The 20,322-nt window shown below is 72.4% G+C and carries 18 protein-coding genes; 10 read left to right on the forward strand and 8 right to left on the reverse strand.

Annotated elements, in window-relative coordinates; all coding sequences use genetic code 11:
* The first annotated feature begins 155 nt into the window (after positions 1-155).
* The 10 genes from ASE20_RS19120 to ASE20_RS19165 are packed head-to-tail and all read left to right on the forward strand — an operon-like array spanning position 156 to position 11,711.
* Entirely contained in the window at positions 156-965 is an 810-nt protein-coding gene (locus ASE20_RS19120) for an MlaE family ABC transporter permease (RefSeq protein WP_082612587.1), read from the forward strand.
* Complete coding sequence (locus tag ASE20_RS19125) at positions 962-1,792, forward strand: MlaE family ABC transporter permease (protein WP_056896142.1); 831 nt, start codon at positions 962-964, stop codon at positions 1,790-1,792. The genes ASE20_RS19120 and ASE20_RS19125 overlap by 4 nt, the downstream gene beginning before the upstream one ends.
* 9 nt (positions 1,793-1,801) lie before the next feature.
* A complete protein-coding gene (locus tag ASE20_RS19130) occupies positions 1,802-2,905 on the forward strand; it encodes an MCE family protein (RefSeq protein WP_056896143.1) in 1,104 nt (367 codons plus the stop codon).
* Complete coding sequence (locus ASE20_RS19135; RefSeq protein ID WP_157538702.1) at positions 2,902-3,957, forward strand: MCE family protein; 1,056 nt, start codon at positions 2,902-2,904, stop codon at positions 3,955-3,957. Before ASE20_RS19130 ends, ASE20_RS19135 begins: the two co-directional genes overlap by 4 nt.
* The gene (locus ASE20_RS19140) at positions 3,957-4,949 is read left to right on the forward strand and encodes an MCE family protein (protein ID WP_157538703.1); all 993 of its coding nucleotides are present in this window, start codon (positions 3,957-3,959) and stop codon (positions 4,947-4,949) included. The genes ASE20_RS19135 and ASE20_RS19140 overlap by 1 nt, the downstream gene beginning before the upstream one ends.
* Positions 4,946-6,079 (forward strand): MCE family protein, encoded by a 1,134-nt coding sequence (locus ASE20_RS19145; protein WP_056896146.1) that lies wholly within the window; start codon positions 4,946-4,948, stop codon positions 6,077-6,079. Before ASE20_RS19140 ends, ASE20_RS19145 begins: the two co-directional genes overlap by 4 nt.
* On the forward strand, positions 6,076-7,056 hold the full coding sequence (locus ASE20_RS19150; protein ID WP_056896147.1) for an MCE family protein: 981 nt from the start codon (positions 6,076-6,078) through the stop codon (positions 7,054-7,056). Before ASE20_RS19145 ends, ASE20_RS19150 begins: the two co-directional genes overlap by 4 nt.
* Positions 7,053-8,189 (forward strand): MlaD family protein, encoded by a 1,137-nt coding sequence (locus tag ASE20_RS19155; RefSeq protein WP_056896148.1) that lies wholly within the window; start codon positions 7,053-7,055, stop codon positions 8,187-8,189. The genes ASE20_RS19150 and ASE20_RS19155 overlap by 4 nt, the downstream gene beginning before the upstream one ends.
* Before the next feature lie 37 nt (positions 8,190-8,226).
* Positions 8,227-10,110 carry an AMP-dependent synthetase/ligase gene (locus tag ASE20_RS19160; protein WP_056896149.1) on the forward strand — a complete coding sequence of 628 codons (1,884 nt, stop codon included), beginning with the start codon at positions 8,227-8,229 and terminating at the stop codon, positions 10,108-10,110.
* Positions 10,107-11,711 (forward strand): succinic semialdehyde dehydrogenase, encoded by a 1,605-nt coding sequence (locus ASE20_RS19165; RefSeq protein WP_056896150.1) that lies wholly within the window; start codon positions 10,107-10,109, stop codon positions 11,709-11,711. The genes ASE20_RS19160 and ASE20_RS19165 overlap by 4 nt, the downstream gene beginning before the upstream one ends.
* Here the strand turns inward: ASE20_RS19165 and ASE20_RS19170 are convergent.
* The 8 genes from ASE20_RS19170 to ASE20_RS19205 all read right to left on the reverse strand — a co-directional run bounded on the left by ASE20_RS19170 (position 11,680) and on the right by ASE20_RS19205 (position 20,313).
* Positions 11,680-12,885: a winged helix-turn-helix domain-containing protein gene (locus ASE20_RS19170; RefSeq protein WP_056896151.1), complete on the reverse strand. Its 1,206-nt coding sequence runs from the start codon at positions 12,883-12,885 to the stop codon at positions 11,680-11,682. The two genes, ASE20_RS19165 and ASE20_RS19170, sit on opposite strands and share 32 nt — an antisense overlap.
* 32 nt (positions 12,886-12,917) lie before the next feature.
* Positions 12,918-13,577 carry a response regulator gene (locus ASE20_RS19175; RefSeq protein WP_225869244.1) on the reverse strand — a complete coding sequence of 220 codons (660 nt, stop codon included), beginning with the start codon at positions 13,575-13,577 and terminating at the stop codon, positions 12,918-12,920.
* 141 nt (positions 13,578-13,718) lie between these two features.
* Positions 13,719-14,348: a ribosome hibernation-promoting factor, HPF/YfiA family gene (gene hpf, locus ASE20_RS19180; RefSeq protein WP_056896153.1), complete on the reverse strand. Its 630-nt coding sequence runs from the start codon at positions 14,346-14,348 to the stop codon at positions 13,719-13,721.
* Positions 14,349-14,752: 404 nt separating this feature from the next.
* A complete protein-coding gene (locus ASE20_RS19185; RefSeq protein ID WP_056896154.1) occupies positions 14,753-15,475 on the reverse strand; it encodes a ComF family protein in 723 nt (240 codons plus the stop codon).
* A gap of 62 nt (positions 15,476-15,537) precedes the next feature.
* The gene (locus ASE20_RS19190; protein WP_056896155.1) at positions 15,538-17,277 is read right to left on the reverse strand and encodes an LpqB family beta-propeller domain-containing protein; all 1,740 of its coding nucleotides are present in this window, start codon (positions 17,275-17,277) and stop codon (positions 15,538-15,540) included.
* Positions 17,274-18,959 carry an MtrAB system histidine kinase MtrB gene (mtrB, locus tag ASE20_RS19195; protein ID WP_056896156.1) on the reverse strand — a complete coding sequence of 562 codons (1,686 nt, stop codon included), beginning with the start codon at positions 18,957-18,959 and terminating at the stop codon, positions 17,274-17,276. Before mtrB ends, ASE20_RS19190 begins: the two co-directional genes overlap by 4 nt.
* 13 nt (positions 18,960-18,972) lie before the next feature.
* Complete coding sequence (gene mtrA, locus ASE20_RS19200) at positions 18,973-19,680, reverse strand: MtrAB system response regulator MtrA (protein ID WP_056896157.1); 708 nt, start codon at positions 19,678-19,680, stop codon at positions 18,973-18,975.
* Between the two features lie 42 nt (positions 19,681-19,722).
* A complete protein-coding gene (locus ASE20_RS19205; protein WP_056896158.1) occupies positions 19,723-20,313 on the reverse strand; it encodes a hypothetical protein in 591 nt (196 codons plus the stop codon).
* Positions 20,314-20,322 lie beyond the last annotated feature (9 nt).

The following is a 20,322-nucleotide window of genomic DNA, read 5'->3' on the forward strand; positions in this document are numbered from 1 at the left end:
CACAGTACGACTGTCATTTGCCGAGCGCAACGCGAGGGATGGAGAAAGGGTTGACGTACGTCACAGAGACGTGGACAGTACGGGTGTGACAGTTCTACTGTCATTCTCGGCTGCACCGCCCCCTCCCAGCCGTACGACGCCACGACAGGAGCCCCATGTCGGCCACCAGCCCGCCGCGCGCCCTCGTGGCGCTCGGCAAGCCGTTGGCCGAGGTCCTCGCGCTGCTCCGGTTCACCCGCCGGGTGTTCGCCGCGGTGCTCACCTCGGTCACCTCGCGGCGCTTCCCGCTGGCGGAGACGGTGCTGCAGACCTGGTACGCGATCCGTGTCTGCACGCTGCCGGCGCTGGCGGTCTCGGTGCCCTTCGGCATCATCCTCGCGCTGCAGGTCGGCGTGCTGGCCCAGGAGGTCGGCGCGGTCGCCTTCACCGGGGCGGGCAACACCCTGGCCGTGGTCCGGCAGGCCTCTCCCCTGATCACCGCGCTGATGCTGAGCGGCGTCGCCGGCTCGGCGATCTGCGCGGACCTCGGCTCGCGCCGGATCCGCGAGGAGATCGACGCCATGGAGGTCATGGGCCTGTCGGTGATGGAGCGGCTCGTCGTCCCGCGCATGTTCGCGATCGTCGCCGTCGCGGTGCTCCTCAACGGCGTGGTCATGTTCTTCACGATCCTCACCACGCTCTCGATCAGCGTCGTGATCCAGGACCTGCCGCCGGGCAGCTACCTCGCGTCGGTCACCACCCTCGCCCAGCTCTCCGACCTCTGGCTCTCGCTGGCGAAGGCCGCGATCTTCGCGGTGATCTGCGCGATCGTCGCGTCGTACAAGGGCCTGGGCGCGAGCCGCGGCCCGACCGGCGTCGGCGAGGCGGTCACCAGCGCGGTGGTCACCAACTTCGTGCTGCTCTTCGCCGCGAACTTCGTGATCTCGCAGGTCTACAGCACCTTCGGCGGAGGGCCGATCGGATGACGGCCGTGGAGGAGACCGTCGACAAGGCGGTGATCGGCCCGCTCGCCGGCATCGGCCTCCAGCTCGTGCTGGCCTGGCGCGCGGTCGCCGCACTGCCGGTCGCGCTCACCCGCTACCGCGGCGAGATCGCCCGCGTCCTCGCCGAGGTGACCCTCGGCTCCGGCATCTTCCTCGTCGGCGGCGGCGTGGTCGGCGTCGTCCTGCTGCTCTCGACGCTGACCGGCACCGAGGTCGGGCTCGAGGGCTACCAGGGCCTGGACGTGATCGGCCTGGCGCCGCTGACCGGCTTCATCTCCGGCTATGCCAACACCCGCGAACTGGCGCCGATGGTCGCCGCGCTCGGGTTCGCCGCCCGCATCGGCTGCGGGTTCACCTCGCGCATCGGTGCGATGCGGATCAGCGAGGAGATCGACGCGCTCGAGGCGATGGCGATCCGGCCGATCCCCTACCTGATCAGCACCCGGCTGGTCGCCGCCTGGGTCATCGTGCTGCCGCTGTACCTGATCGGCCTCGTCGGCACCTACGTCGCCACGGACTTCATGGTGACCACGTTCTACGGGCAGTCGGCCGGCACCTACGACCACTACTTCCGGACCTTCGTCGCGCCGATCGACGTCTTCTACTCGGCGATCAAGGTCGTCGTCCTGACCACCGTGGTCACCCTGATCCACTGCTACCACGGGTTCACCGCGAGCGGCGGCCCCGAGGGCGTGGGCCGCGCGACCGGCCGCGCGATCCGCGCCAGCATCATCTCCCTGACCGTCGTCGACATCCTGCTGACGCTGCTCCTGTGGGGCGCGGACCAGCAGGTGCAGATCTCGGGGTAGCGGCGGACGATGAGCGAGTTCCTCTTCCCGCACGTGCGGTCCGGCCAGCGCACCCTGCGGCTCCGGCTGGCGGCCGTCGGCCTCGGCGGCTTCCTCGCGCTCGGCCTGCTGGCCGGCGTGCTCGCGTTGCAGACGCTCGGCACGCTCAGCAGCGACGTACGCGTGACGGTGCAGCTCCCGACCGTCGGTGACACGCTCGGCATCAACTCGGACGTGAAGTACAACGGCCTGCGGGTCGGCCGCGTGATCGAGGTCGACCCGGTCGCACACGCGGCAGAGACCGGATGGGACGGCCCGACGGCCGTCGTCCTGGTGGAGCCCCAGCACGCCGACCTGATCCCGGCGAGCGTCACCGCGCGGGTGCTGCCCGGCACGCTCTTCGGCAACGAGTACGTCGACCTGGTCACCGCGTCCGCGACGACGACCGCCACCGCCGCCCACCTCGACGAGGGCGACGTGGTCAGGGCGGACACGTCGAAGGCCACGCTGCGGTTGATGGACACGTTCTCCGCGACGCAGCGGCTGCTCGCCGCGGTCGACCCCGCGCAGTGGGACACCGCGCTCTCCCAGCTCGCCGACTCGCTCGACGGGCGCGGCGCCGAGCTGGCCGCGCTGGTCCGCGACGGCGAGGCCTTCCTGGGTCGCTGGGAGGACGTCCAGCCCCAGGTACGACGCGATCTCGACCTGCTCGCCGACGACTCGGACCTCATGGCCGACATCGAGCCGCAGCTGGTCTCCGCGCTGCGCGACTCCCGCCCGGTAGCCCGCACGCTCGTGGAGGAGCAGCAGGGCACGACCACGCTCCTGCAGGGCCTGACCCGCGTGCTCGACGGCGAGGACGGGGTGACCACCTTCCTGCGCGCCCACGGCGGCGAGACCGCCCGCCTGCTGAACGCGACGGCGGCCAACCTCGAGGTGTTCGCCCAGCGCCACCCCGCGTTCGCCGCGCTGCTGCGCAAGGTCCCGGTCCTGCTGCGCAACGGCGCCGCCGCGGTGAAGAACGGCCGGATCCAGATGGAGGGCGTGCTCGCTCCCCAGCTGCTCGACCCGTACGACGCGAGCGACCCCGCCGACTGCCCGACGTACCGCGGCCTGAGGGGGCAGTGCCGATGAACCGTCAGCTGAGCGAGCTGCGCCGCCACCCCGTCGCCACGGCCGGCGTCGCGGTGTTCGCCCTCGTCGCCGTGCTGCTGACCTCGATGGTCGCCGGCACCCTGTCCCGCTCGCAGCGGGGCGACGCGATCACCGTGACCGCGGTCTTCCGTGACGCGACCGGCCTGCGCGCCGGCGACGACGTCCGCGTGGCCGGGGTACGGGTCGGCCGCGTGACCGGCACCCGCGTCGGCACCGGCGAGGACCGCGGCCTCGCCGTCGTGACGCTGAGCGTGGCGGCCGACCCGGTCCTGCACGACGACATCACCGCGTCGGTCGACTACCTCAACCTGATGGGCCAGCGGTACGTCGCCCTGACCCGCCCCGACGCGCAGGCCGACGCCGCGCGGCTGGCCGACGGCGACGAGATCCCGCTCGCCCGGACCCGGCCGGCGCTCGACCTGACGGCGATGTTCAACGCGTTCAAGCCGGTCTTCGACCTGCTGCAGCCGGGCGACATCAACCAGCTCGCGACGAACATCGTGCAGGTGCTGCAGGGCCAGGGCCCGACCATCCAGCACCTGCTGGAGCAGACGGCGAAGCTGACGTCGGGCCTGACCGACCGGGAGGACACCCTGGCCCGGGTCGTCGACAACGTGACCCTGGTGCTGGAGACGACCGACGCGCACAAGGCCGAGATCACCGCCCTCGTGCACGGCCTCGACTCGCTCACGGCCGGCCTGGCGAAGGACCGCGACCGGATCTCCACCAGCCTCGACGGCATCGCCCGGCTCTCCGCGACCGCGGCCGGCGTCGTCGAGGACGCCCGCGGGCCGGTCGTGGACTCCGTCGACCTGGCCCGCCCGTGGTTCGGCTACCTCGCCGACCGCAAGGACCTGCTCGCCGAGACCGGCGCGGCGGTCCCGAAGCAGCTCGAGGTCTACCTCCGCACGCTCGGGTACGGCAGCTACCTCAACGTCTACGTCTGCACCCTCGCCGCCGGGCTCCAGGGCGTGCCCACCACCCTCGACCTCGGGATCACCGGCGACCGCCACTCGAAGAGGTGCCGGTGATGACGACCGCACAGGGTGTCTGGAAGCGGCTCGGCTGGCCGCTGCGCATCGTGACGGTGGCCGTGGTGCTCGGCCTGGTCCTGCTCGGCGTGCGCAGCCTGGGCGGCGCGCCGTCGTACCACGTGCGGCTGCGGCACGCCGCCGGCATCGAGCCCGGCGACGACGTCCGCGTGGCCGGGCTGAAGGTCGGCAAGGTGCGCGCGGTCGAGGCCGACCGTGACCAGGTCGACGTGGCGTTCTCGCTCGACCAGGCGCCCGCCGACCTCGGCATCACCGATGACAGCACGGTCGAGGTCAAGCTGCTGTCGATCCTGGGCCAGCGCTACCTCTCGCTGACGCCCGGCTCCGGCGAGGCGCTGGCGGACGGCGGCACGATCGCCCTCGAGCACGCGGTCGACAGCTACACGATCGAGCGGTTCTGGCTGGAGACCACCCCGCAGGTCGAGGCCCTCGACCTCGACCGGATCCAGAAGGCGGTCGACGTGCTGGCCACCGACCTGAAGGTCACGCCGACCGCGCTGCGCGACGCCGTCGACGGCATCGCCGGCGTCTCCGCGATCGTCAACGACCGCGAGCAGGAGATCACCGAGCTGCTCACCTCCACCCGCAAGGTCACCGACCTGGTGCTGGAGCAGACCGACGAGCTCGACCGCGTGATGAGCAACGGCACCGCGGTGATGCTGATGGTCCAGCAGCGCAAGGAGGTGCTGCGGGCCCTGCTCCGCGACGCGAACCGGTTCGTCACGGGGCTGACCGCCGTCGTACGGACCACGTCGCCGCAGCTGGCCCCCGCGCTCCGCGACCTGCGCACCGTGCTCGGCGTCCTGCGCAAGCACAGCAGGCAGCTCGACCGGACCATGCAGCTGGCCGGCCCCACGATGCGCGTCTTCACCAACGCCACCGGCGACGGTCCGTGGCTCGGGGTCAACGCCCCCTGGGCGATCGTCCCCGACGACCTCGTCTGCTCGATCACGCCGGAGGACTGCCAGTGATCACCCGCCGCAACGTGTTCCTGGGCCTCGGCGCCGCGCTCGTGCTCGCGGTCGCGCTGTCCGGCGTGCGCCTCGTCGGCTGGCTCGGCGGCGACGACCCCGAGGCACTGGTCGTGACGGCCGACTTCGCCGACACGACGGGCGTCTACGTCGGCAACGAGGTGACCTACCTCGGGGTGCACGTCGGCGAGATCGTCGACGTCGAGCCACACGGCACCACGATGCGGGTGGTCATGCACCTCGACCCCGACACCCGGGTGCCCGCGGACGCCGGCGCCGAGATCCTGCAGGGCTCGCTGGTCACCGACCGGTTCATCGAGATCGGCCCGGCCTGGGACGGCGGTCCGACGCTCGCCGACGGCGCGCACATCGACACCGACCACACCCGCTCCCCCGCGACCGTCGACGAGATCGCGAAGGCCATCGACGACCTCGTCGTCGCGCTCGACTCCGGCAAGGGCAGGGACGGCGCCGCCGGCCTCGGCGACATGCTCTCCACGACCGCCGCGGCGCTGGAGGGCAACGGCGCCCACCTGCGCCGCGCGCTCTCCGAGAGCCGCGACGCGCTCGAGGTCGTCAACGCCAAGGACGCCGACCTGACCGCGGTCTCGAAGAACCTGGTCTCCCTCGTCACCACGCTCTCCCGGCGCGACCGGCGCCTGCGCGACTTCACGAGGGCCGCCGCCGACACGACCGGCGTGCTGGCCGACCAGCGCCAGGAGCTCGTCGCCACGCTCGACGGCCTCGACCAGCTCACCCGCCTGACCAACCGCTTCCTCAAGGACAACGCCGGCGTGCTGGGCGAGGACCTCGCCGGACTCGCCGACGTGGTCGACATCGTCCGCAACCGGCAGGACTCGCTCGAGGAGGCCTTCGACACGATGCCGACGATGGCCGAGAACTTCGCCCGCGCCTACGACTGGGAGCTCGGCCGGCTGCGCGTGCAGTTCGCGTTCAGCGCCGGCCCGTTCTCCGCCGCCTTCCGCAGCCACACCTGCAGGGTCTTCGTCGCCCAGCTCGGCCCGACGGGCTCCGGTGTCTGCAACCTGCTCTTCACCACCGCCGGCACGGGTCTGCTGGACCCGCTCCTCGACGGCATCTACGACGGCATCCCGGGAGGCATTCCGTGACCGGCATCCGCAGTGCGCTGGCCGCGCTGGTCCTCGCCGCCGGCGCGACCGCGGCCGGCTGCGGGCTCAGCCTCGAGGACGTCCCGCTGCCGAGCCTGGTCGACGGGCCGACGTACCCGCTGACGGTGGAGTTCGAGGACGCCCTCAACCTGCCGGTCGACGCCCCGGTCAAGCTCGACGGCGCGACCGTGGGGCAGGTGACCTCGGTCGACGCGGGTGAGTACGTCGCCGAGGTCGAGCTCGCACTGTCGACGACCGTCGAGCTGCGCGACACCTCGCGCGCCGAGATCCGGCTGACGTCGCCGATGGGGACCGCCTTCGTGCAGCTCTTCCCCGGCACGTCCGGCGAGGTGCTGGCGGCAGGCGACACGCTGCCCACCGCCGCGACCGGGTCCGCCCCCGACGTCACCGACCTGCTGTCCTCGCTGTCCACCGTGGTGACCGGCGGCAGCTTCTCCGACATCTCCACGATCATCACCCAGCTGAACACCGCACTGACCGGCAACGCGGGCGACGTACGACGCCTGCTCGCCCGGCTGGACACGGCCGTGACCGACCTCAATGCCGACTTCCCGCGGGTCGACCGGCTGACGGCGGCGCTCGACCAGCTGACCACCCGGCTGGCCGGCGACCTGCCCGAGGTGACCAGGTCGCTGACCGACCTCACCGACCTGGTGACGTCCTTCGACCGCCAGCGCGCGGACTTCGTCAACGCGATGGTCTCGCTCCAGCGCTTCGACGCCGTCGCGACGCCGATCACGCGCGCGGTGCGCGACGACATGATCGCCCAGCTCCGCGACATGGAGCCGGTGCTGCGCACCCTGCTCGACGGGCGCAAGGACATCGACGGCGTGATGCGCGGACTGATCGCCTTCGCCGGCGGCAGCGACAGCGCGGCGCCCGGCGACTTCGCGAACTTCGACCTGACCTTCCTCCTGGACCCGAAGGCCCTGGGCGACACGGGGGACGGCCGATGACGCGCACACCGCACGAGCAGCTCGAGAGCACCGCCCGCATGTGGCAGCGGCGGATCCACACCGCCCAGGTGCTGATCCTGGTGATTCTCGTCGGCGGCGTCCTGTACGTCGCCGACACGGTCGTGGGCGGCTCGCTCTTCCGCAACCCCTACCACCTCACCGTCGAGCTCCCGCAGGCCGCGGGCCTGCACGAGGGGTCCGTCGTCACCTACCGCGGCCAGCGGATCGGCGAGGTCACCGAGGTCCGGCTCAGCGACGACGAGGGGGTCGGCGCCGTGGCGGTGCTCGAGATCGACTCCGACATCGACATCCCCACCGACAGCGCGATGGAGGTGCGCAACCTCTCGGCCGTCGGCGAGCAGTACCTCGACGTCCGTCCGCGCACCGCCGACGGGCCCTTCCTCGCCGACGGCGCCACGGTCCCGGTGTCGGAGGCCACCGTGCCGGTCAGCGTGCCCGACGTGCTGGCGCACGCGCAGGGCCTGATGTCCCACCTCGACGTCACCGACATCCGCACCATCTCCGACGAGACGGCCGCGATCTTCGACGGCGGCGAGGACGACGTCGACCTGCGCGCGCTCGCCATCGAGATGGAGACCGCCTTCGCGATGCTGCGCCGGCTCGAGCCGGACCTGACCACGTTGGCCAGGCGCGCGGAGAAGCCGCTCGCGTCGGTCGACGACCTGTCCCCCGAGATCCGCCGCATGGCCGCGGACCTCGAGGAGATCGCGCAGTCGCTCGCCGCGGCCGCGCCCGACATCCGCCGTACCGTCGTGACGTCGCTGGACCTGCTGCCCCGTCTCGAGCGCTGGTGGCAGCAGGCGTCCCCCGAGCTGCGGCGGATGCTGCGCTCCGGCGTACCGCTCACGGAGATGGCGGCCCGGCACCTGCGCGGCCTGCAGCACTGGCTCGACTGGGCGCCCGCGCAGGCCGACGTGATGGCCGGCAGCACCCGCGGCGGCAGCGGCCGTGTCGTCCTCGTGCCGCGCATCCTCAAGAACTGCGTCTACGACCGCAGCATCCAGCGCGACGCGCAGGACATCAGCCGTCGTGAGCCGCGCACCGACGCCCGCTGCACGGACCCGCCCGACGGGACCCAGGGCCGTGGCTCCGCCAACGTCCCGCAGCAGTGACCACTCGAGCAACCCCCATCCCCCGAGAGGAACAACGATGAGCACCGACACCCCGGCCGACACCTTGACCGTGAGGGCCGAGATCGAGGCGCAGATCGCCGGTCTCACGCTGCCGGTGGCGTTCGCGCGGACCGCGGCCGCCGAGGGCGACGCCCCGGCTTACTCCGACAAGGTCGGCATCGACCTGTCCGGCGGCTACGCCCCGGGCTGGCGGACCGTGTCGTGGAGCGAGCTGCGCGAGCGCGCGCTCGACGTGGCCGGCGCGCTGATGGCCAGCGGCGTCGCCCGCGGCGACCGGGTCGCGTTCATGGCGAGCAACCGGATCGAGCACGTCGTCGCCGACCTCGGCGCCGTCCACGCGGCTGCCGTGTCGATGTCGGTCTACAACACGCTCTCCCCCGAGCAGGTCGCCTACGTCGCCGCCCACGCCGAGCCGGCGGTCGTCGTCCTGGAGACGGCCGACCACCTGGCCCGCTGGGAGAAGGCGCTGAGCGAGGGCTCGTCGGTCCGCCGCGTCGTCCTCATCGACGTCGAGGCGCCGGCCGGCGACGACCGCTTCACCACCTGGGACGCGTTCGTGGCCGAGGGCGCCGCCTGGCGCGCCGCGCACGCCGCCGAGCTGGACGCGCGCACCGCCGAGGTGAGCCCCGAGGACCCGCTGACGATCCTCTACACGTCGGGCACCACCGGGAACCCGAAGGGCGTCGTGCTGACGCACCACGCGGTGCTCTACGAGTGCGCCTGCTCCCTGCAGGTCTCCGCCCCGACGCTGCACAACGACTTCATCTCCTACCTGCCGTTCGCCCACATCGCCGAGCGCACCCTCGGCATGTACATCCCGCAGGTCAACGGCGCGCACATCCACCTGATCGCCGACCCGGCGCTGCTGCTCGGCGCGCTCGGCGAGGTGCACCCGACGCGCTTCTTCGGCGTCCCGCGGGTCTGGGAGAAGATCAAGACCGGCATCTCCGCCAAGCTCGCCGCCGAGACCGATCCGGACAAGAGGGCCCAGGTGGAGGGCGCGCTCGCCGTCGGCCTGGAGTACGTCGAGGCGCTGCAGCAGGGCGGCGAGGTCTCCCCCGAGCTCGAGGCGCGCTACCACGCCGCCGACGCCGGGCTGCTCTCCTTCCTGCGCGCACTGCTCGGCCTCGACCGCTGCGAGTGGGCGGCCTCCGCGGCCGCCCCGATGCCGCTGGAGGTCGCGAAGTTCTTCGCAGGCCTCGGCATGCGCATCTACGACGTCTACGGCATGACCGAGACCTGCGCGGCCGTCACCGCGTGCGGCCCGGAGCAGTTCCGCCTCGGCACGGTGGGCCGCGCACTGCCCGGCATCGAGATCACCCTGGCCGAGGACGGCGAGATCCTCGCCCGCGGCCCGGTCGCGTCGCAGGGCTACTACAAGCAGGACGACGCCACGGCCGAGCTGATCGACGCCGACGGCTGGGTCCACACCGGCGACATCGGCGAGATCGACGAGGACGGCTTCCTCAAGGTCGTCGACCGGAAGAAGGAGATGATCATCACCTCCTCCGGCAAGAACATCGCGCCCTCCAACATCGAGAACCACCTCAAGGAGAGCCCGATCGTCGGCCACGCACTGGTGTTCGGCGAGGGCCGGCCCTACGTCGTCGCGGTCCTCACCCTCGACGCCGAGATCGCGCCGCTGGTCGCGGCCCAGCTGGGCATCCCGGCCGGCACCTCGCTCGCCGAGCTGGCCCAGCACCCGGCGATGCTCGCCGTCGCGCAGCAGGCGGTCGACGCCGCCAACGAGCGCCTCTCGCGGCCCGAGCAGGTCAAGGCGTGGGAGCTGCTCCCCGTCGAGTGGACCGCGGAGTCCGAGGAGCTCACCCCGACGCTCAAGCTCAAGCGCCGCGTCGTCCACGCCAAGTACGCCGACGTCCTGGAGAGGCTCTACTCGTGACCGCTCTTGCTGGTTCCACCGTCTCCGTCCGGCCCGCGTGGGTGACCGACGCCCGCCTCGCGGAGTGGACCCGCTGGGTCTTCCGCGACCCGGCCGGCACCGCCACCAGCACGGCCACGGCGCCGTACGACGGGCTGCCGATCGCGTCCGTCCCGGTGAGCAGCGCCGCGGACGTCGCCGACGCGATCGCCGGTGCCCGCGCCGCCCAGCGCCCGTGGGCCCAGCTGCCGTGGGCGAACCGTGCTGCCGTCGTCCTGCGGTTCCACGACCTGCTCGTCGAACGCCAGGACGAGGTCATCGACCTGATCCAGTGGGAGATGGGCAAGGCGCGCTTCAGCGCGTGGCAGGAGATCCTGCAGGTCGCGAACATCGCGCGCCACTACGGCTGCCACGGCAAGCACTACGTCGGCACCACCAAGGTCCGTGGCGCGATGCCCGGCCTGACCAAGGTGCGCGAGGTGCGGGTGCCGAAGGGCGTGATCGGCATGATCTCGCCGTGGAACTACCCGCTCTACCTCGCGGTCGGCGACGTGATCCCCGCGCTGCTGGCCGGCAACGGCGTGGTCAGCAAGGCGGACTCGCAGACCCCGCTGACCCTGCTGTGGACCCGCGCCCTGATGGCCGAGGCCGGCCTGCCGACGGACCTGTGGCACGTCGTCGTGGGCCCCGGCGCGGTGATCGGTGACGCGCTGATCGGCTCCCCCGACGGCGCCCCGGGCGTCGACCACATCTGCTTCACCGGCTCGACCGCGACCGGCCGCTCCGTCGGGCGCCGCGCCGGCGAGATGCTCATCGCGGCCTCGCTCGAGCTCGGCGGCAAGAACCCGCTCGTCGTCCTGGCGGACGCGGACGTGGAGAAGGCAGCCGCGGGCTGCGTCGCCGCGGCCTTCGCCAACACCGGCCAGATGTGCATCCACATCGAGCGGGTGATCGTGCACGAGGCCGTGTACGACGCCTTCCGGACCTCGCTCGTGGCCGCCACCGAGGCACTCACGATCGGGCAGACCTTCGACTACTCCGTCGACGTCGGCTCGCTCGCCTCCCCCGCCCAGCTCGAGGCGGTCACCTCGCACGTCGCGTCCGCCGTCGCGGCGGGTGCTGTGGTCCTGGCGGGCGGTCGGGCCCGTCCCGACCTGGGCCCGCTCGTGCACGAGCCGACCGTCCTCGAGGGCGTCACCGCCGAGATGCCGGTCTGCCTGGAGGAGACCTTCGGCCCGGTGATCTCGCTGTACCGCGTCTCCTCCGACCAGGAGGCGGTCCTCAAGGCGAACGAGGGCAGCTACGGCCTCTCCGCCAGCATCTGGTCGCGCGACACCGGCGCGGCCGAGGCCCTGGCCACCCGGATCCGCTCCGGCTCGGTCAACGTCAACGACGGCGCCGCCGCCGCCGCCGGCTCGATCGAGGCCGGCATGGGCGGCATGGGCGACAGCGGCCTGGGTCGGCGCCACGGCGCCGAGGGCATGCGGAAGTACACCGAGTCCCAGACGGTCGCCACCCAGCGGCTGGTGCCGCTGGGCCCGCCCTCGGGCATGGCGCTCGACAGGTTCGTCGGGCTCGGCAACGCGCAGCTCAAGCTGCTCCGCAGGCTGCGAGTGCGCTGACGAGGGAGGGAGCGAGGTCGCCCTTCGGGGCGACCTCGATCGCGTCCAGGCCCAACCACCCCGCGAGCCGCCACAGCTCGACGGCCAGCTCGCTCGCGGTCTCCGGGGGTGCGTGGCCCTCGGCCCAGGCCGACTGCACCAGCAACCGGCCCGTCGCCCGGTCGGCCTTGAGGTCGACCCGGCCGACGATCCGGTCGCCGAGGAGGAAGGGCAGCACGTAGTAGCCGTGCACCCGCTGGTCGGCGGGGACGTAGATCTCGATGCGGTAGAAGAAGTCGAACAGCGCCTCGGCCCGGTCGCGCTCCCACACCACGGGGTCGAACGGGCTCAGCAGGGCCCGTGCGCCGACCTTGCGGGGCAGCCGCGCGTCGGTGTGCAGGTACGCCGGCCGGGACCATCCCTCGACGCGGACCGGCTCCAGCTCGCCGGCCTCCACCAGGGCCGCGATCGCGGGGCGGGCCTCGCCGACCCTGATGCGGTAGTAGTCGGCCAGGCACTGCGCGCTCGCCACGCCGTGGGAACGCGCGGCCCGACGGACCAGCTCGACGTGGGCGTCGGTGGCGGACAGGGCCGGCGCGTCGACGTACCGGGCGGGGAGGACGCGCTCGGGCAGGTCGTAGCGGATCTCGAACTGGCTGTTGCGGCCCTCGATGGCGAGGTCGCCGACGGTGAAGAGGTAGTCGAGCATCCGGCGGGTGCGCGACCAGTTCCAGCCCCAGTGGTCCTTGGTGCGCGGCAGGCCGTCGTCGAGCTCGCGGGCCGTGCTGGGGCCGCGGTCGGCGATCTCGGCGAGCAGCGCCGCCTCGAGCTGGTCGTCCTCGGCGACCGTGAACCACTTGCCGCGCCGGTCGCGGTACTGGTCCATCCGGTGCCTCATCGCCGGCCACAGCTCGACCGGCATGAACGCCTGGACGTGGGCCCAGTACTCCACCATCCGCCGCTGGCGGCCCGACGAGGCGCGGCGGAGCAGGTCGACGTCGTAGGGGCCCATCCGCGAGTAGAGCGGCATGAAGTGGGCGCGCTGCAGGACGTTGACGCTGTCGACCTGCAGCACGCCCGTGCGCGCGACCGTGCGGTCGAAGGTGCGCAGGGTCGCGACGGCGTGCGGCGGGTCCAGGAAGCCCTGGGCCGCGAGGGCGACCCGGCGCGCCTGGGCGCGCGACAGCGACTGCATGGCGGCGAGCCTACGGAGGCCCGCCGACACCGTCAGTCCAGATCGACCAGCTTGGCGCGCACGGCGTACATGACCGCTTCCATCCGGGAGTGGAGCTGGAGCTTCTCCAGGATGTTGCGGACGTGGTTCTTGACCGTGTTCTCGCTGATCGCCAGCTGCCCGGCGACGTCGCGGTTGCTCAGCCCGCGCGCGACCAGGCGCAGCACCTCGAGCTCGCGCTCGGTGAGCTTGAGCGCGGGGCCGGCCGTGCGCTCCGGCTTCGACATCGTCTTGAACTCGTCGATCAGCTTGGCCGCCATCGACGGGCTGATCAGCGACTGGCCGTCCGCGACGACGCGGATGCCCTGGGCCACCTCCTCGATGGAGGAGTCCTTGAGGAGGTAGCCCGAGGCACCGCTCTTGACCGCTTCGTAGAGATCGGCCTCGTCGTCGGACATCGTCAGCATGATGATCTTGGTCGTCGGCACGGCTTCCTTGATCGCGACGCACGCCTCGATCCCGGACTGCTTCGGCATGCGGACGTCGAGCAGCACGACATCGGGGACGGTGCCGACGACCAGCGTCACGCCCTCGGCGCCACTGCTCGCCTCACCCACCACCTCGATGCCCTGCTCGAGACCCAGGAGCATGGTCAGGCCACGCCTGAACAGCTCCTGGTCGTCGACAACGACCACGCGTACCGGTTCGCTCACAGGGTGTCCAGGTCCTGCGGCTGCCGGCGAAGTCCCACTCGCCACACGGGCATCATGGCAGAACCGGACCACGGATTGCCGCGGCGTACCAGAACCGCGTGGCGTGGCAGCCGCCCGATCGGCTGGGGGATCATCTCCTGGTCACCCTCCCTGGACGTCGACCTCGAGCGAGATCACACCGTAGTCGTACCCACGACGGCGGTAGACAACGGCCGGGCGCTCGCTCTCCTTGTCGACGTACAGGTAGAAGTCGTGACCGACCAGCTCCATCTCGTAGAGCGCCTGGTCGAGGGTCATCGGGGTCGCCGGGTGGGTCTTCTCGCGGACCACCAGGGGCCCGTCACCGGTCACGGTGATCGGCCCGACCTGGCGCTCGATCGACTCCTCGGCCTCGACCTCCACCTCGAGGCCCTCGACCGGGACGTCGGACAGGGCGCGGCCCACCGAGACGGGCGTACGACGGCCGCGGTGCACCCGGCGGCGGTCGGCGGCCTTGCGCATCTGCGAGGCCATCTTGTCGAGGGCGAGGTCGAGCGCACCCATCTTGTCGTCGGCGGCGGCCTCGGCGCGGATCACCGGCCCCTTGGAGTAGGCCGTGAGCTCCACGTGGACGCTGTGGTCGTGCTGGCGGGGATTGGGTTCGCAATCCACCTCCACGTGCACCCGGATGATCCGGTGATCGTGCTTCTCCAGCTTGGTGAGCTTCTCCGCGGCGTGCTCTCGGAACCGGTCCGAGATCTCGCAGTGCCGTCCGGTGACCACAACATCCATCAGTTACCTCCAAGGGGATTCGGTGATGGGTTCTCCCGCCATTGCTGAGCGGGACGTGAGAGAGGCGTGCCCACCGAGATGGACACGCCAGACAGGCATGGAGTCCGCCCGGCCGACCTGGTCTTCGCCCCCACACCCGCCTGCTGAGGCATCCGCAGCTTCTTGCCACTCACGGCCTTCTCCCGGAGACGGACGCATCTGACGTCCGGTCCGAGGCAGGACTTACGACTAAGCCGCACCGTGATCGTCGACCCGAGGGCCGACTTACGTGGACCGTTTCGCCTGCGACTGGCATCGGCTTGCCGCACCGGGCAGGGCTTCTGCCCTGCCTGTGCGGCGCAACCACGGACCCGGGCGGACTCCATGACAAGACGTTAGTCCGTCGCCGGTGACGACGAAAGGCTTCACCCGAAGTTGGGCCCTCGTCCCTTGCGGGCCGTGGCCGCCACCGTGGCCGCGGCGAGCACCGGGAGTCCCGCCGACTCGAGCGCGCGCTGCGCCTCGCGGAGGGTCGCGCCGGTCGTCAGCACGTCGTCGCACACGACCAGCCGGGCCCGCGGGAGCCGCCGGGCGAGTCGTCGTACGGCGGTGCCCGAGAGGGCCATCGAGCCGCCGAGGTTCCTCGCGCGAGCCGCCGCGTCGAGGCCCGCCTGGTCGACGACGCCCGGGCGCACGCGCAGCAGCCGGGCGACCGCCACCTCCCGCTCCCCCGGCACGCGTACGGCGGCCGCACGCACCATCGCCAGGGTCGGGTCGTGGCCGCGCTGGCGAACCGCGCCCGGGCGCGAGGGCACCGGGACGAGCACCACCGCTCCCGCCACCGGTACGTCGGCCAGCGCCGCGGTCAGCGAGCGGGCGAGCAGCGCGCCGAGCGGCCGGGCGAGGGCCAGGACCCGCCGCTCCTTGTGGGCCAGGACGAGGGCGCGGAGCACCCCGTCGTAGGCCCCCAGGGAGTACGGCGGCACCAGGCCCGCCGGCGGCGGGCTCGGCCAGTGCACGGCGCCCTCGGCAGGCAGGCCGGCGAGGCAGCCCCCACAGAGCGCGCGACCGGGCCGCTCGCAGCCCACGCAGGCCGAGCCGAGCACGAGGTCGCCGAAGCCCTCGGCGAGGTCCTGCAGCAGCGGCATCGCCCCACTCCACCAACCCGTTGGCCCCGGGGCAAACGCGGCCGGGTGGCCTGTGGAGAGGCTCAGCCGGCGTAGTCGAGCTGGGTCAGCGGGAGCACCTCGGCGGAGTACTCGGACTGGTCGACCATGTCGACGTACCGCTCGCCGTAGACCGCGAACATCGGGGTGCCGTCGGACGGCGCGCCGGCGAGGCCGAGGAGCCGCCCGGAGACGATCGTCGAGAGCACGTCGACGCCGACCGAGGCGCCGTCGGCAGCGACCACGTCGACCTCGTAGAGCGACCCGGGCGCGGTGGCCGTGAGCAGGCCGACACGGATCGGGCTGGTCCACGTGATGTCGTCGATGCGGGTGCCCTCGGCGCTGCGCACCAGGAACGGGGAGCGGGTGCGCGCGACCCGGCCGCGACCGTTGATGAGCACCCGGGCACCGACGACCTCGTCGCCGGCGGAGGTCGCGACGACGGCGACCAGGCGGGTGCCGTCGCGGGAGACGACCAGCGCGCGGGCGTCCCGGCCGGTGATGCCCTCGACGGCGACCTCGCGGGCCCGGCCGTCCTCGACGACCAGCACCCGCGCACCGCCCCGCCGACGGTCGAGCACCCAGAGCCGTCCGGCGAAGTCCCAGGAAGGCCGCGCGTAGGTGCCGCCGCTGAGGACGGTGTCGGCGAGCGCCGTACCGGTGGCGTCACGGACGGACGCCGTGCGGACCCGGTGCCCGTCCTGGTCGACGGCGGCAGCAACCGCGGCGTCGGGGCGTGCGGCGACGGAGTCGAGGTCGGAGTCGAGGTCGCCGAAGGGGCCGGTCGCGGGCACCAGGTTGCCCGAGCTGCCCCACACCAGGCGGCCGCGGCTGAGGCCGAACAGCAGCGTGGTCGCCTTGCTGCCGGCCGGGTCGAAGGCGTCGCCGCCGTCGATCGGGAACTGCGAGGCGCCGCCCGGGATCGGCAGCTCCTCGCCGCCCACGGTGACGTGCAGCGCGGAGATGTCCGGGTCCTGGCGCAGGGTCCACGCGAGCTGGGCCAGCATCAGCTCGGACTCCTCCGCGGTCATCCGCGGCGCGTCGCCCACCAGGTTGATGTCGGCGACGCCGCGGTCGTCGACCGGCACGGACAGCCCGACCGAGAGCCCGGTCGGCACGAACGTGCGGACCAGGCCGCGGGCCTGCGGCGGCGGGCCCCCGAGCAGTCCCGCCACGAGGCTGGTGGCGAGCTGGTCGCCCTGCGGGACGAACACCGGCTCCGGCACCAGGATCTGCGCGATCGGGTCGAAGAAGTACAACGAGACCTGCCGGTAGCGCTGCTGGAACCAGCTCGCGGGGACGACGAGAGCGTCGGCCGGGTCGGCGATCCGGAACTCGCCGTCCTCCACCGTGACCCGGAACTCGAGCGAGAGGTCGCCGCCGCCCAGCGCGCCCCGCCACGCGCCCGCGCCGTCGAGCGCGTCGGCCGCGCCGAGCTGGACGTCGACCGTGTTCCCGGTCTCCCGCGGCGACAGCGGGGCGTCGCTGTAGACGACGGTCTCCCGCTCCGGGTTCCAGCCCGCGGCCGCCTGCTCGGTGAGGTACTTCTTGGCCACGTTGATCTGTACCGGCCAGGCCGTCATCGCGTCGAGGAACCCGCTGACGACGTCGGACCGCGAGGCGCCCGCGACGGGCGGCCGGGCATCGATGTCGCTGGCCTGCCGCGGCGAGTCGACGTCGATGACGTCGCTGTCGACGATCGGCCCGTCGGTGGGCAGCGAGACGCAGCCGCCGAGCAGGAGCGTTCCCGCGGCGAGGAGGGCAGCGATCGCGGATCGTCTCATCGCTCCACCTCCCGGGTCGGTACGACGGTGTCCGGCGCCGCCACGACCGCGGCCTCCGAGGACACGGCGTCGCCCGGGATGAGGGGCAGCGGGCTGTGCCGCAGCGTGATGCCCTCGTGGCGCGGCAGGGTCAGCCGGAACTGCGCGCCCTGGCCGGTTCTCCCCCACGCCTGCAGCCACCCACCGTGCAGGTGCGCGTCCTCCTGGGCGATCGCGAGGCCGAGGCCGGTGCCGCCGCTGGTGCGTGCGCGGGCCGGGTCGGAGCGCCAGAACCGGTTGAACACCATCGCCGCCTCGCCGGGCGCCAGGCCGATGCCGTGGTCGCGGACGGTGATCGCCGCCGCCTCGTCGTCGGAGGCGAGCCGGACCACGACCACCTCGGTCGGGTCGTCGGCGAGCGCGTGGTCGATGGCGTTGGTGACGAGGTTGCGCAGGATCCGCTCGACGCGACGGCTGTCGACCTGCGCGCGGACCGGGTCGTCGGGGTGCTCGACGACCACCCGCACGCCCCGCTGGTCGGCCAGCGGCTGCGCCGCGGTCACGACCCGGTTGACGACGTCGTCGAGGTTGACGTCCTCGGGCACCAGGACCGCGGCGCCAGCGTCGAACCGGCTGATCTCGAGCAGGTCGACGAGCAGGCTCTCGAAGCGGTCGAGCTCGGCCTGGAGCAGCTCCGCCGCCCGGGCGGTCGCGGGGTCGAAGTCGGTGCGGGCGTCGTGGATCAGGTCCGAGGCCATCCGGACCGTGGTGAGCGGAGTGCGCAGCTCGTGGGAGACGTCGGAGACGAAGCGCCGCTGCACCCAGCTCAGCTCCTCGAGCTGCCGGATCTGGCGCTGGAGGCTGGTGGCCATCTGGTTGAAGGAGTACGCCAGGCGCGCGATGTCGTCCTCGCCGGTGACCTGCAGCCGCTCCTGCAGCCGGCCCGCCGCCAGCCGCTCCGCCACCTGGCGCGCCATCCGGATCGGCGTGACCACCTGCCGGGTCACCAGCCAGGTCAGCCCGGCGACCAGGGCGAGCAGCAGGCCGGCCGCGGTGAGCAGGGCGCGGGTCACCAGGCCGAGCGTCTCCTGCTCCTCGGTGAGCGGGAACAGGTAGTAGAGCGTGTAGGTCTTGCCGTCGGACGGCAGCTGGACCTGCGAGCCGACGATGATGCCCGGCACGGACTCCACGTCGGCGTCGTCGTCGCCACCCGGGTGGCTCACGATGTCGGTGTAGGTCCAGGCCGTCGTGCGGCTGACACCGTCGAAGTGGGCCTCCAGGTCCTCCGGCACGCTGACCAGGTCGAGGCCGCTGGTGTACTCGCCACCGCCCTCGCGCAGGGGGATGTCCTCGCCCTCGGGGCCGGCCAGGACCACGCTGTAGCCGCGGCTCGTGCCGCGGTCGATGATCGGGTCGACCAGGTCGCGCTGCTGCCGGCCGACGTTGACCTCACGCCCCGACGCGGCCTCGAGCCGGTCGCGCGCGTCACCCATCTCGGCGTCGACCTCGCCCAGCACGACGTCGACGCGGTGCTCGAGGAGCCCCTGCCGGGTCTGCTGCAGCAGGATCCAGCCGACGCCACTGACGATCACCGCGGACAGGACGACCGTGCTCGCCACCACCCGCGCCTGGATCGAGCGACGCCAGAAGGTCAGCGCTCGTCGTACCGCGGGGGCGATGCGGGTCCACAGGTCGCGCAGCATCGCCCAGACCCGGCTACGCAGAGCCGGCCTTGTAGCCCACGCCGCGCACCGTCAGCACGATCTCGGGGTGCTCCGGGTCGTGCTCGACCTTCGACCGCAGCCGCTGGACGTGCACGTTGACCAGGCGCGTGTCGGCGGCGTGGTGGTAGCCCCACACCTCCTCCAGCAGCACCTGCCGGGTCAGCACCTGGCCGGGCCGGCGCGCGAGGCAGAGCAGCAGGTCGAACTCCAGTGGCGTCAACGGGATCTCCGCGCCGCCGCGGGTCACCGAGTGGCCGGCCACGTCGATCTGGAGGTCGCGGATGGCGAGTGTCTCGGGCGGCACCGCCTCCGTGCGTCGTACCCGGGCCCGGATGCGGGCGACCAGCTCCTTGGGCTTGAACGGCTTCACGACGTAGTCGTCGGCCCCCGACTCCAGGCCCACCACCACGTCGACGGTGTCACCCTTGGCGGTCAGCATGACGATGGGTACGCCGGACTCCGCACGGATCTCCTTGCACACGTCGATGCCGTCCTTGCCCGGCAGCATCAGGTCGAGCAGCACGAGGTCGGGCCGGTAGTCGCGGAACTCCGCCAGCGCGATGTCGCCCCGCGGGCACACCTTGCTCTCGAAGCCCTCCTGCCCCAGCACGATGCCGAGCATCTCCGCGAGCGGGGCGTCGTCGTCGACGACGAGGACGCGGCCCTTCGTGGAGTACGGCGCGCCGGCGGAGGGGGTCATGTCACCCATCCTAGGAGCCGGGCCCGCCGGGTACGGGCAAGGTCAGCGCAGCGTCGACTCCGTGCCGCAGAAGCCGCACCGGACGACGGTGCCACTCAGCCCCGACAGCGGCGCGCTGCAGCCCGGGCAAGCCATGGCGGTCGGCGCGGCTGGCACCTGGCCGAGCGTCGGACGCTTCGCACGCTGGGCGCGGTCACGGACCGCACCCATGAGGGATTCGGCCGCGGCCTTGGCGCCCGGCAACACACCACTCGAGGAAGTCGCCTCGGGCGGCAGCTCGTCGCCAGTGACCGCACGGTTGATCGCGCGCATCCACTCGTTGATCTCGCGCTTGCCGCCCGTCTGGAAACCGAAGGCCTTCTGGTCATGCTGGAAGAAGAGCTCGAGCTGGTCCATCCCGTTGCGGCTCTTGGTCAGCAGCGCCTGCGCCCGCCCGTCGATCACCTTGAGGAGGGCGAGCGGGAAGTACTCGATGTTCTTGACGTTGCCGATCATGCCCTTGCGCAGCCAGATGAGGTGCAGGTTGGTGAGGACGATCTCGTCCGTGAAGGCGCTCATCAACCCGTCACCGCCGCGGACGCCGGTGGCAGTGAGGATCGGAGCCTCGTTGGGCTGGAGGACGTACTTCGCCATTGCTGGGGT

Origin of the sequence: Nocardioides sp. Root240 (genome assembly GCF_001428825.1) — a bacterium.
Classification (GTDB): Bacteria; Actinomycetota; Actinomycetes; order Propionibacteriales; family Nocardioidaceae; genus Nocardioides.